General features: G+C 29.6%; 10 protein-coding genes. 6 read left to right on the forward strand and 4 right to left on the reverse strand.

What is annotated here, in order from left to right:
- Nucleotides 1-165 precede the first annotated feature (165 nt).
- The 5 genes from ACKTTC_RS12215 to ACKTTC_RS12235 all read left to right on the forward strand — a co-directional run bounded on the left by ACKTTC_RS12215 (nt 166) and on the right by ACKTTC_RS12235 (nt 9,258).
- Nucleotides 166-4,599: a translocation/assembly module TamB domain-containing protein gene (locus tag ACKTTC_RS12215; protein WP_408040117.1), complete on the forward strand. Its 4,434-nt coding sequence runs from the start codon at nt 166-168 to the stop codon at nt 4,597-4,599.
- On the forward strand, nt 4,583-5,503 hold the full coding sequence (locus tag ACKTTC_RS12220; protein WP_408040118.1) for a DUF368 domain-containing protein: 921 nt from the start codon (nt 4,583-4,585) through the stop codon (nt 5,501-5,503). Before ACKTTC_RS12215 ends, ACKTTC_RS12220 begins: the two co-directional genes overlap by 17 nt.
- 20 nt (nt 5,504-5,523) lie before the next feature.
- On the forward strand, nt 5,524-6,534 hold the full coding sequence (locus tag ACKTTC_RS12225; RefSeq protein WP_408040119.1) for a DUF368 domain-containing protein: 1,011 nt from the start codon (nt 5,524-5,526) through the stop codon (nt 6,532-6,534).
- Complete coding sequence (locus ACKTTC_RS12230) at nt 6,515-7,273, forward strand: shikimate dehydrogenase family protein (protein ID WP_408040120.1); 759 nt, start codon at nt 6,515-6,517, stop codon at nt 7,271-7,273. Before ACKTTC_RS12225 ends, ACKTTC_RS12230 begins: the two co-directional genes overlap by 20 nt.
- Nucleotides 7,274-7,401: 128 nt before the next feature.
- Nucleotides 7,402-9,258, forward strand: coding sequence for a DUF349 domain-containing protein (locus tag ACKTTC_RS12235; RefSeq protein WP_408040121.1), 1,857 nt, complete (start codon nt 7,402-7,404; stop codon nt 9,256-9,258).
- Between the two features lie 146 nt (nt 9,259-9,404).
- On the opposite strand, the gene ACKTTC_RS12240 is transcribed toward ACKTTC_RS12235, so the two are convergent.
- From ACKTTC_RS12240 to mtaB, 4 genes are read right to left on the reverse strand one after another with little or no spacing between them, the layout of a single operon-like run.
- Entirely contained in the window at nt 9,405-10,355 is a 951-nt protein-coding gene (locus ACKTTC_RS12240; RefSeq protein ID WP_408040122.1) for a lytic transglycosylase domain-containing protein, read from the reverse strand.
- 34 nt (nt 10,356-10,389) lie between these two features.
- Nucleotides 10,390-11,046, reverse strand: a complete 657-nt coding sequence (locus ACKTTC_RS12245; RefSeq protein ID WP_408040123.1) for an alpha/beta hydrolase family protein — start codon at nt 11,044-11,046, stop codon at nt 10,390-10,392.
- Between the two features lie 7 nt (nt 11,047-11,053).
- On the reverse strand, nt 11,054-11,776 hold the full coding sequence (locus ACKTTC_RS12250; protein ID WP_408040124.1) for a DUF6438 domain-containing protein: 723 nt from the start codon (nt 11,774-11,776) through the stop codon (nt 11,054-11,056).
- 44 nt (nt 11,777-11,820) lie between these two features.
- On the reverse strand, nt 11,821-13,155 hold the full coding sequence (gene mtaB / locus ACKTTC_RS12255) for a tRNA (N(6)-L-threonylcarbamoyladenosine(37)-C(2))-methylthiotransferase MtaB (RefSeq protein ID WP_408040125.1): 1,335 nt from the start codon (nt 13,153-13,155) through the stop codon (nt 11,821-11,823).
- A 40-nt stretch (nt 13,156-13,195) separates the two neighbouring features.
- On the opposite strand from mtaB, the gene ACKTTC_RS12260 reads away from it, so the two are divergent.
- Nucleotides 13,196-13,696 carry a GNAT family N-acetyltransferase gene (locus ACKTTC_RS12260; protein WP_408040126.1) on the forward strand — a complete coding sequence of 167 codons (501 nt, stop codon included), beginning with the start codon at nt 13,196-13,198 and terminating at the stop codon, nt 13,694-13,696.
- The last annotated feature ends 73 nt before the right edge of the window (nt 13,697-13,769 follow it).

Here is a 13,769-nt window from a genome sequence, read left to right on the forward strand (position 1 = left end):
TTGATGTTTTAGAAAGGCAAAAATATCTATAATACGTTAGATATTCGTTAAAATTGACGTTTCTTTGCAGTAAGGCAAAATTTTTGTAGATTTTTATAACCTAATACTTTAATAAAAATCATTAAAAAAGCAGGTAAAATACTATTTCGATTTATAAGAGTCTTATTGATTCTTATACTACTTTTAGTCCTAGTACTATCTATTCCTTATGTACAGAGTGAGTTGGCAAAAATTGCCACAAAAAGAATTAATGAAGATTTTAATACGAATATAGTAGTAAAGAAATTAGATCTTTCTTTTCTGGGAAATGTAGAGTTAAAAGAAATAGAAATACGAGATCACCATAATGATACTTTAATCTTTGTAAAGAGTTTAAGAACCTCACTTAAAAATGCTAAAAAAGTTGTAGATAATAAAGTAGACTTAGGCGATGCTACTTTAAGAGGAGTTCATTTTTATATGAAAAAATATAAAGGTGAAAAAGATGATAATCTTTCTGTTTTTATTGAAAGTTTTGATAATGATAGCATTCAAAAAAGTGGTACACCTTTTATTCTAAAAACAAAGAATATTTATATTGATAATCTAACCTTTAAGCTATTAGATTACGATAGAAAAGAACCACTACAATATGCAGCTTATAACGGAGGAGGAAACCTGCAGGATTTTGCTCTAGTTGGACCTAATGTTTCTTCAAAAATTCGAGGGTTATATCTAAAAGATAATAGAGGTGTTTACATAACTAGTTTAACAACAGATTTTGCTTATAGCAAAAAACAAATGTTATTTAATAATACCAATATATTAACTGATAATGGGACCGATTTAAAAGGAGACATAGAATTTAATTACAAGCGTAAGGATTTTGTAAACTTTACAGATAAAGTCAAATTAAAAGCAAAGTTCAAAAAGAGTAAATTATCTGTAAAAGATGTACATAAGTTTTACGGAGAATTAAGAGGAAATGATCAGGTTTTCTTTACAGGTGATTTTGTAGGAACATTAAATAACTTTAGTGCAAATAACATGAATATGTACTCTAAAAACGGATTAGTTATTAGAGGAGATATGGGATTTGTGAATGTATTTAATAGTGAAAGAGGGTTTGTTTTTGATGCAGACATGCAACGAGTTTCTTCTAACTATAATCAATTGAAAAGTTTATTGCCAAATGTATTAGGAAAAACATTACCTACGAGTTTTAAAAAGATAGGAAACTTTTCATTATCTGGAATTTTAAGACTTACGCCAGAACAAATGGATGCAACTTTGTCATTGGATTCAAGTGTTGGAAGTACAGTGTCTGATTTACAGTTAACTAATGTCGATACGATTGATGATGCAACTTACACAGGTGAAATAGAGTTTATCGATTTAGACTTAGGAGTAATAGCAGATGATGAAGAGCTAGGAAAGGTGTCTTTAAAAGCAGATATACAGGGAAGAGGGTTTAACGTAGATAACATAAATTCGGTTATTATTGGAAGTATTTCAAGTTTAGACTACAAGGAATACACTTATAAAGATGTGAATGTTAATGGGCAATTCCAAAATAAAAAATTCGATGGGTATTTACAATCTGCAGACGAAAATTTTAAATTAGAGTTTAAAGGTTTAGCAGACTTTTCTACTGCAGTTCATAAGTTTGATTTTACGGCAGATATAGATAAGTTAGATCTTAAAAAAACGAATTTATTTAAACGCGATAGTGTTTCAGAAATAAAAGGGAAAATTAGACTAGATATTGTAGGAAATACATTAGATAATATTGTTGGAAAAGCGATTTTTAAAGAGCTAGAATATAAAAATGATAAGAAGAAATTTTCTTTTAAAGACTTTCAGGTAAATTCATCTATAAAAGATAGTATTAAAACAATAGAAGTAAATTCTAGAGATATTGTAAAAGGAAAATTAGAAGGGAAGTTTATTTTCAAAGAACTATTACCTGTTTTTCAGAATGCATTAGGAAGCGTATACGCTAACTACCAACCTTTAGAAGTAAGTCCGAATCAATTTGTAAGCTTCGATTTTGATATTTACAATCAAATTATAGATGTTTTTTTACCAGATATTTCTATTGGAAAAAATACTAAAATTAAAGGAAAAGTAGATTCTAATACGAATGCAGCAAGACTAATGTTTAGTTCTCCTAGTTTAAATGTTTATGAGAATTTAATTGATGGTATTGTGTTACGAGTCGATAATAAGAATAAACTCTATAATACACACTTAACTGCAGAAAACATAAAAACGAAATATTACGATATTGGAAAGTTAAATCTGCTGAATAGAACAACAAATGATACGTTGTTTTTTAAATCAACTTTTAAAGGAGGAAAGAAACTTTCTGAAAGCTTCAATTTAGATTTCTTTTATACCATTGACACAAACCAAGAATCAGTTGTAGGATTTCAGAAATCAACATTCAATCACAATAATTTTGATTGGATTATCAATCCAAAAAATGATAAAAACAATAAAATAACGTATGATTTTACTAAAAAGCACTTTGAAATTAGTCCTTTTGAATTGGTTTCAAATGAACAAAAGATAGAATTTCAAGGGGATTTATTAGGAGATATACAAAAAGATGTAAAAGCGAAGTTCACAGATGTTCAATTAGTAAGTATTTTACCAGAATCTGATAGTTATTCTTTAACAGGTTTACTTAATGGAAATGTTTCTTTAAAGCAAGATGAAAATTTTATAGAGCCCATTGCAGATATAACCGTTAACGATGTTATTGTAAATGATTTCTCACAAGGTACATTGAAAGTAAAAGTTACTGGAGAAAATTCGTTCAATAAATATAATGTAGATGTTTCTTTACGAGACTATAAGTTTGATAACGTTAAAATTGTTGGTGGATTAGATTTTTCTAAAGAGGAAGCAGAGGTTGATTTAGATGTAAAATTTAGAGAATACGAATTAAATGGTTTCAATGATTTTGGAGATGAAATTATTGATAATTTACGTGGAAGATTATCAGGAGATTTTACTGCCAAAGGAAAAGCTATCAACCCAGATTTTAAAGGAGATTTGCAGTTAATAGAAGCCGGAGTTACATTCCCATATTTAAATATTGATTTTGATTTAATTGATGAAGCGAAAATTAAATTACTAAATCAATCATTTTTAATAGACAACATCGTGTTGCAAGACACAAAATACGATACTAGAGGTAATTTATCTGGAAGTGTAACGCATCAAAACTTTGAAAAATGGTACATGAAGTTGGATATAAATACTGATAACTTATTGGTGTTAGATACTAAAGAAGCAGAAGAAGTACCATACTATGGAAAAGGATTGATCAAAGGAAATGCACAAATAAGAGGTTTAACTAGTAATCTAAGTATTAATGTAAATGGAAGTACTCAAAAAGGAACATTATTTGTAATTCCATTAAGTGATGTAACTACTGTTAATAATTATAAGTTAATCCGTTTTAAAACAGGAGAAAAAGAGGAAGACTTAGAAAAACTAAGTATAGAAAAAGTAAAAGGATTAAACTTAAACTTTAATTTAGAAGTAACTAAAGATGCAGTAGCACAAGTAGTTATAGATAAAGTTTCTGGAAGTGATTTAAAAGGAAGTGGAACAGGGAATTTAAATATAGAAATAGATACCAGAGGTAAGTTTATAATGGATGGTGGAATTACCATTGATAATGGGGTTTATAATTTTAAATATGGAGGTATTATTAGTAAACCTTTTGTAGTACAAAAAGGAGGAACTATTTCTTGGAATGGAGACCCTTTAAAAGCACAGTTGGATCTAACTGCTATATATCAAACCAAAGCAAACCCAGCGCAATTATTAGATAATGTTAATTCCTCAAGAAAAATACCAATAGACTTATATACTAAAATAACAGGAGGTTTATTCGATTCAAAACAAGATTTTGATATTAAAATTCCGAATGCGAACTCTACAGTAGCGTCTGAGTTAGAGTTCAAATTAAATGAAAACGATGTAAATACCAAGATGCAACATTTTACATTTTTGTTAGCTTTCGGAACTTTTTATAATGAAGAAGCTATAGGAAGTAGTGCATCTGCAGGTTTAACAGGAACAGCTGCTCAAGTTGCTTCAGGTATCCTATCAAGTGTAATTAATAAAGAAGGAGGAAAATTTCAGGTTGATTTAGGATATGTTCAAGGAGATCGCTCGAACATAGAACAATCTCAAAACGCTATTGACGATCAGGTAGATGTATCTGTTTCCACTCAAATATCAGATCGCGTATTGGTAAATGGTAGAGTAGGAGTTCCAGTAGGTGCAAATACGCAAACTAATGTTGTAGGAGAAGTAAAAGTAGAGGTATTATTAAATGAAGAAGGAACATTAAGAGGAACATTCTTTAATAAACCCAATGATGTACAGTTCGATATTGATAATGAAGGGTATACTCAAGGTTTAGGATTGTCGTATCAGGTTAATTTCAATACACTATCAGAATTAGGAGAAAAGCTAGGTTTTAAAAAGAAAAAGAAGAAAGTAGAGAAAAAAGATAGTATTATTGTAAAAAAAAGAAAGTTAATCAACTTTAAAACTAAACCAGATACTACTAAAATCAAGAATGGCCAGAAAAATTAAAGACTACCTCATTATAGCATTAAAAGGAATGGGGATGGGAGCAGCAGATGTTGTGCCTGGAGTTTCCGGAGGAACCATAGCTTTTATCTCGGGAATCTATGAAGAATTACTACAATCTATAAGTAATATTAATCTAGATCTTTTTAAAACTTTAAAAAATAAAGGATTAAAAGAATCGTGGCAACAATTGAATGGTAACTTCCTGCTATCACTATTTATAGGGATTTTTGTGAGTTTTATTTCATTGGCCAAAATTATTTCTTGGCTATTAGATGAACACCCAATTTTATTATGGTCATTTTTCTTTGGTTTGGTATTAGCTAGTATTATTTATGTAGCTAGACAAATAGAAAAATGGAATGCAGTTTCTATATTATTATTAATTGCTACAACTATACTGGCTTATACAATTACTACTTTACCACCTTTGGTTTCAGAAGATTCATCGTTACCATTTATCTTATTGGCAGGAGCCATTGCTATTTGTGCTATGATCTTACCTGGTATTTCTGGTTCTTTTATTTTAGTATTGCTAGGAGCGTACAAACCTATATTAACTGCATTAACAAATAAAGACATTCCTGTAATAGTAGTATTTATGATAGGAGCAGTAACAGGATTATTATCTTTTTCTAGAGTGTTAAAATGGTTATTTGCACATTATAAGTTTTATACATTAGCAGGATTAACAGGATTTATCATAGGATCGTTAAATAAAATATGGCCTTGGAAAAAAGTATTAACATATAGAACAAATTCTCATGGAGAACAGGTTCCTTTTAACGAAGCTTCTATATTACCTTCAGCGTACGATGGAGATCCTCAACTTTTATATGCAATTCTATTGGCTTTACTAGGATTTGGTGTAATTATAATGTTAGAAAAGTTAGCCGTTAAAAAATAATACCCGTATAGAGCGAATTCATGTATCAAGAAAGAACATACCGTGAAAAACTAGTGCTGTTTTTAAAAGGACTTGCCATGGGAGGTGCGAATAAAGTACCTGGTGTTTCTGGAGGAATGGTAGCTTTTGTAATGGGGTTTTATGAAGAATTAATTTTTACATTTCGTAGAATTAATTTAAAAGCTTTTAAATTACTATTCAACGGAAGGTTTAGAAGTTTTGCTAAATACACAAACTTTCAATTTTTAGTTTGGGTTATGTTAGGAAGCATGTTTAGCTATTTTAGTATTTCGTTAGTGCTAGATTTTTTCCTGAAAAATTACGAGTTACATGTTTGGGCATGGTTTTTCGGAATGATTATCGGGTCAATTTATTATATCTCAAAAGACTTTGGAGATTGGCGTTTAAAAAATATAGTCTCATTATTAATTGGAGCATCTATAGGATTAGCTATTAGTTTTATGACACCAGCTAAAGAAAACGATAATCTTTGGTTTGTCTTTGTGTGTGGAATTATTGGTGTTTCAGGAATGACTTTACCTGGACTTTCAGGTTCTTTTATTCTTATTCTATTAGGAAACTATGTGCTATTATTAGTAGATAGTGTAAATGTTTTAGGAGGTGTTATTACCTCTATGTTATCAGGAGATTTTTCAGTATTGAAAGATGCTGTAAAAATGAGATATCTCAAAATAATAGCTGTATTTACAGCAGGTTCTGCTTTCGGTTTGGTTTCTATCTCTCATGTATTAGGCTATGTGTTTAAAAGATGGAAGCAACAAGTAACAGCAATTATTATTGGGTTTATTACAGGCTCTTTAGGAATTGTTTGGCCTTGGAAAAAGACAATACATAAAGTAGATGGAGAAGGTGTTTTCTTACTAGATAGCAAAGGAAATAGAATTATAGAAAACTACGAAAGATATATTCCAGACATAACAGATTCAAATACTTGGATCTCTATTGGATTTATAGCTATAGGTATTGTATTAATTTTAGTTATTGATTATTATGGACGTAAAAGAAAATAAGCAATTATTCGGCTTGGTAGGGAAAAATATATCCTATTCTTTTTCGAGAAGTTATTTCTCTGATAAATTCAATTTGTTGAACTTAGAAGGTTATAAATATGTAAACTTCGACATCGAGAATATCAATAATTTTGAAAATGTTATAATAGAAAACGCATCTGTATTAAAAGGATTAAACGTAACAATTCCTTACAAGGAAGAAGTGCTACAATTTTTGGATAAAGTAGATAAAAAAGCAGCAGAAATTGGAGCTGTTAATACTATAAAAATTACTAAAAAAGGAAAATTAAAAGGATACAATACAGATTATTATGGATTTAAAAAATCTATAGAACCACTACTGAAAAAATACCATAAAAAAGCTTTAATATTAGGAACAGGAGGTGCTTCAAAAGCAGTTGCATTTGCTCTTAAAAAACTAGATATTGAAGTTACTTATGTTTCAAGAAAAGGAAAAGGAATACACACCATTTCTTATGAAGAAATAACAAAAGAAATTATAGAAGATAATTTACTAATTATTAATAGTACCCCTTTAGGTACTCACCCTAACGTAAATGTTTGCCCCCAAATCCCTTATGAATTTATTGGAAAAAAGCACATATTGTATGATTTAATATATAATCCTTCAAAAACCTTATTTTTAGAAAAAGGAGAAACGAAAGGAGCGGTTATTAAAAACGGTTTAGAAATGCTAGAATTTCAAGCAGAAAAAGCTTGGGAAATTTGGCAAAAATAGCATGCCTTTTAACTGATGGAAATACAATATACACAGCATTTTAAATCAGAATTAAATTAAATTCCGAGATAATACAATATTCATTATCTTTATCTGGGAATAATAAAGGAACTTTAAACATTATTAATATGTTAGAAAACAAAGATATGAGTACAGAGGAGAACTCAGAAAAAACATTACAAGAACAAACTTCAGAAGAAACAAACTCAGCAGTAAATGAAGTAGAGAATGTAATTGCAGAGAACTCAGAGAACTCGGAAAAAGTTAAAGAAGAGCAAGAAATACCAATGCTCGATTATAGTACAATGGAACTAGAACAATTAGTTTCAGAGTTAAAAAATCTAATAAAAAATAACCCTGTACAACTTATCAAAAAGAATGCAGATGCTATTAAAAACGCATTTAATTTAAAATTTGGTAAGTTATTATCTCAGAAGAAAGAAGAGTTTTTAGCAGAAGGAGGGAACTCTATTGACTTTCAGTTTTCTAGTCCTTTAAAAATAGAATACAATAAGTTATTAAAGGAATACAAAGTAAAGCGAGATGCTTATTACAAACAATTAGATGATCAGTTAAAAGATAATTTAGACAAACGTACTAATATTATTGAAGAGCTTAAGAATTTAATTGCAAATGCAGATCCAAAAACAATGTATAATGAATTTCAAAAAATTCAGGAGCGTTGGAAAATGATTGGTCCTGTACCTAGAACACGTTATAACGATACTTGGAAAACTTATCATCATCATGTAGAGCGTTTCTACGACTTATTACATTTGAATCAAGATTTCAGAGAGTTAGATTTCAAACATAACTTAGAAGAAAAACAAAAATTAATTGTAAGAGCAGAAGCTTTATATGAATTAGAAGATGTAAATGGGGCTTTTAAAGAGTTACAAGAATTACATCGTTTATGGAAAGAAGAAATTGGTCCAGTAGGTAGAGAACATAGAGAAGATGTTTGGAACCGTTTTAGCGAGGCTACTAAGAAACTACATGATAAACGTCATGATTATTACAGAGATTTAAAATCGAAGCACCAAGAAATTATTACGGCTAAATTAGCGGTAGTTGAAGAAATCAATGCTTACGATTTTACAAATAATAAAACACATAAAGACTGGCAAAGAAGTATTAAAGATGTAGAAGCATTACGTCAGAAATATTTTGATGTTGGTAAATTACCTTATAACAAAAGTGAAGCTGTTTGGCAAAAGTTAAAAGAAGCTACAAAAAAGTTCAATACAGCTAAAAATGCATTCTACAAACACGAGAAATCTGCTCAAACAGATAACTTAAAGAAGAAGATGGAGTTGGTAGAATTGGCAGAAAGTTTGAAAGAGAGCACAGATTGGGATGCTACAACAAATACGATGAAGAGAATTCAGTCTGATTGGAAAAGAATAGGACATGTACCACGTAAGTTTTCTGATGAAATTTGGAATCGCTTTAAAACAGCTTGTAATCATTATTTCGATCGATTAAATGCCCATAGAGATGGAGTATCACAAGAACAAGAAGCAGTTGTTGTGACTAAAAAAGCATTTATAGAAGAGTTTAAAAATAATGAAGCTCCAACTATAGAAAATATTAAAGAAGCGATACAGAAATGGAGAGCTTTAGGAAGTTTACCAAGAAATGCACGTCATTTAGATGGTAAATTTAATAAAGAGGTAGATGCGCAATTAGCAAGCTTAAACTTAGGAAGAGAAGAGATTGAAATGATGAAGTTTAGGAATGTAGTAGATAACTATCTAGCGCAAGAAGACTATAAACGTTTAGATAATGAGATGTTCTTTATCCGTAAAAAGATTAGTGAAACGGTAAGAGAAATGCAACAATTAGAAAATAATCTAAGCTTCATTTCTAATGCTACAGAAGATAATCCTTTAGTACAAAACGTAAGAAGAGGTATTGATGAGTTTAAAACTGAATTAGATATCTGGCAACTAAAATTAGATTATTTAAAGAAGCTAGACTATTAAAATAAAATAATTCAATCATTTACACACTTATAAAGGTTGTTTAAAATTTAATTTTAGACAGCCTTTTTTATGAACTATACTAAATAAAAAATCACCTCTAAAAAAGGTGATTTAATATTATAAGCATTATAGTTTTTATCATGCTTTTAATTCGTCATAGGAATCTTAATAGTGTACTCCTTACCGCTTTTATTGTTCAATTTCGTTTCGCGCAACCAAGGGTTTACTAATTTCAATTCTTTATAAGTAACATTGTATTGTTTTGCAAAATCTGCTAAATCTGTAATAGCAGTATCAACAACAATCTCTTTTACTTCAGGAAAAGTGTATAGATCTTCTTTATCGTAAATGAATCCGTATTTCTTTGGGTTAGACATAATTTCTTTTAAAGCTAAAATTCTGAAAACATAACGCCCAGTTTCTGGGTTTAATAACAAATCATAATAGTTAGAAGCTTTTTGTTCTTTTAAACGTTTAGAAATTCTTCCGTTTCCACCATTATAAGCAGCAGCAGCTAGTGTCCAGCTTCCGAACTTTTTCTTAGATCTTTTTAAATATTCAGCAGCAACGCGAGTAGATAACTCTAAATTATAGCGTTCATCAACATTCTTATTTACCTCTAAACCATATTCTCTACCAGTTGCAGGTAAAAAATGCCAATAACCAGCAGCTCCTTTATGTGAGGGCATTTGTATTAAAGCACTTTCAGCAACGCATAAATATTTGAAATCATCAGGAAGATTATATTTTTTTAAAAGAGGTTCTATTAAAGGGAAAAACTTGTTGGCTCTTTTAATTAATAACAAACCATTAGATTGCCAATAGGTATTGACTAATAACTCTCTATCTAAACGCTCTCTAATATCTGCTTTTTCTAAAGGAACTCTTTCTCCAGCGAATTCAATATTATTTGGTAGTTTAACAGCTTTTACTTCGTAAAAATTACTTACATTTTTATCGGTAATGCTTGTGTCTTTTTTAATAGAATAATCATTAGTAACAGCTTTAGCTGGTTTGGCTTGAGTAAGATTTAATAGTAAAAATCCAATTGCAAAAAATCCAAGAAAATAAAATATGCGTAAAAAATAACCCTTCATTAGTATTGTTTTAGTATTGAAATCGAAATGAGTACTAACATTGTTCCTCTATAATTCTAGAAATAGTTTTTGCTTTATTTAGAATCATAATATGTGTCCCATTTTCAATTTCAATAGCGTTTTTGATATTTTTTATAGGAAACACTTCATCTTTTGTGCCATGAATATGTATAACATCATTTAGTTCAACATCTTGTTTCCAATTTAAAACATTATGAAGTGCCCATTCCAAATATGTTGAATTTCTGATAGATAAGTACGTTTTGTACAATTCTGCACGTCTTTTCAAGAAATCTCCCAAGAAAAGATACTCATAATCTTCAATATTTTCAACTACTTTCGTCGGAAATAATTTATAAGCTTTCGTTTTTTGAGCAAGTTTTAAACGGTTTGGAAGTTCTTTATTACTTTTAATACTAGATATAATGATTGTTTTTTTGGAATTAATATGCTTGCTCATTTCTTGAACCATAATCCCTCCAAAAGAAACTCCAACTAAAATAACATTTTCATCAGTGATTTTTTCACACATTCTAGCAGCATAATTTTCTATAGACTCTGAAGTAGCAGTTGGAATATTCCAATCTAATAAGTGTGTTTCAAAAAGCGCTTCGTTTAATTTAATGTGCTCAAATATCTTAGTGTTGGCAGCTAAACCAGGTACAAAGTATACATGAGTTTTTTTATTCATAACTAATTTATTCAAAGAATTTTTTTTCTAATAATATACCTTCTATATATTCGTTAATATCCATTAACTCCTCAGGTACATCATCACTCCATAACCTAATTTTTATTTGTTTACCATCATGAGTAATATAAGTACTTGGTAAATCCATAATTCTAGGATTATCATATACTTCTTTAAATGACGTAAAACTTTTTTTACCTAATTTTTCTTTAAGAATAGCGAATTCTTTATCAGATAATTTAAATTTTTTAATACCTTTTTCAATAACATATGCATTGCCTGTATACGTAAGATTTCCTAGGTTGTCAATATAAACTTCATAAGCTGGACAGTCTCCTAAACATTGTGTTTTACGAATTGAAATTAAGGTGTTTTTCTCTCTATTTACGAGCTCATCAGCTAATTCTTTGCTATTAACGCCTACTGTTCTAAACTCATCTGTATTCTGTAAACGATCAATCCAAAAATCATATTTACCATCTGGAATCTCAATAACACCAATTTTTGAAGTAGGACTGTCTAATATCATATCTTTCCATGTTAATCCACTATTTTTTACCAGTGATTTTACATTTTGTATGCTATTAGGATTATTTAGAACAACAATAAGTTGGTTTTCAATTTTAGTTTCTGAGTTTTGAGAGGAACCAGCTTCACTTTTAGAAGTATTACTTTTAGGAGCTCCACAGCTCATAGCTAATAGAAAAATAGATAAATAAAGAAATTTCATACGTGTTTTTTAATGGGAGTGAATTATTAATTATTTGTGTCAATTTAAACAATTACTTTGTTATCAACAAAGTTGAAACGCACCAAACCATCTTCATCTATTTTGGTAAGTGTAACTTCATGTAGAGTATTCACTAATTCAGGATTCCAAGGTGTTTTTACTTTTACGTAGTTTTCTGTAAAACCATGAATATATCCTTCTTTATTTTCACTTTCGAATAAAACAGTTAATGTATTACCTAGTTGACTTTCATAAAAGGCTCTTCTTTTCTTTACAGAAAGTCCTCTTAACATTTTACTTCGTTTCGCTCTTACATTTTTAGGTACAACATCATCCATTTCTGCAGCTTCTGTATTAGCTCTTTCAGAATAAGTGAAAACATGCAAGTATGAAATATCAAGCTCTGAAAGATAATTGTATGTTTCTAAGAACAACTCATCTGTTTCTCCTGGGAATCCAACAATTACATCTACGCCAATACAAGCGTGTGGCATTACTTCTCTAATTTTAGCAACTCTATTAGTATATACTTTACGTAAGTAACGGCGTTTCATTTTTTTCAATAAAGTATCGCTACCAGATTGTAAAGGAATATGAAAATGAGGAACAAAAGTATCTGAATTTGCTACAAAATCAATAGTTTCATCTTTAAGTAAATTAGGCTCAATAGATGAAATTCGTAATCTGTGAATACCATGTACTTTATCTAAAGCTTGAACTAATTCTAAAAAAGTATGCTCATGCTTTTTATTACCAAATTCACCTTTACCATAATCACCAATATTAACTCCAGTAAGTACAATTTCTTTAATACCTTTTTCAGATATCTCTTTTGCATTTTTTAATACATTCTCTAAAGTATCACTTCTAGAAATTCCTCTAGCTAAAGGAATAGTACAATAGGTACATTTATAATCGCAGCCATCTTGAACTTTTAAGAAAGCACGAGTTCTATCTCCAATAGAATAAGAGCCCACATAAAAGTCAGCATCTTCTATTTCGCAAGAATGCACCTCGCCAATATTATTTTTTGTCAAGTCATTAATATAACTTGTAACATTAAATTTTTCGGTAGCTCCTAAAACTAAATCTACACCATCTACAGCTGCTAATTCTTCTGGTTTTAATTGCGCATAACACCCTACAGCAATTAAAAATGCTTCTGAATTTTTCTTTAATGCCGATTTTACAATTGTTTTAAAACGTTTATCAGCATTATCTGTAACAGAACAGGTATTAATTACGTAGATATCTGCCTTTTCTTCGAACTCAACTCTATTAAAACCTTCGTTAACAAAGTTACGAGCAATGGTAGAAGTTTCTGAAAAATTTAATTTACATCCTAGTGTATAAAAAGCTACTTTTTTTTCCGCATTCATTCTTGTACATTTAACCAACTGCAAAAGTACAATATTGTAAATGATTTTTGAAACAGAAAGATTAACAATTAGAGAGCTACAACTAAAAGACTTAGAACCGTTTTTTGAGTTAGAAAGCAACCCGTTAGTATTGCAATATGCTACAGGTGAAGTGAAAACATTAATAGAATGTAATACAGAACTTAAAGAATTAATAGATAAATATACAGACCCAGGAAATGATTTTTGGATTTACGCTATAGAACGAAAATCCGATAAAGAGTTTGTTGGAACAGTAGCTTTAATAAAAGATGAAGATAAGAATGATGAAATTGGTTATCGTTTTATTCAGCGTTTTTGGGGAAATGGTTATGCTACAGAAACATGTGAAGGACTAATTGCATATTGTAAATCTATTGGAATGAAAAAAATAATAGGCTATGTAGTAAATGAAAATGTAGCCTCAGCAAAAATTCTTATAAGATTTAATTTTCAAAAAGTGAAAGAATTTGTAAGTGAAGATATTGGTTTACCAGAAACGAAATACGAACTCATTTTATAATAGTAACACTATTTGGAAAGGCGACTTGTATGTTATGAGATAATATAAAACCACTTGCTGCATGCAACAAGTG

The organism is Tenacibaculum amylolyticum (genome assembly GCF_964511145.1).
Lineage (GTDB): Bacteria > Bacteroidota > Bacteroidia > Flavobacteriales > Flavobacteriaceae > Polaribacter > Polaribacter amylolyticum.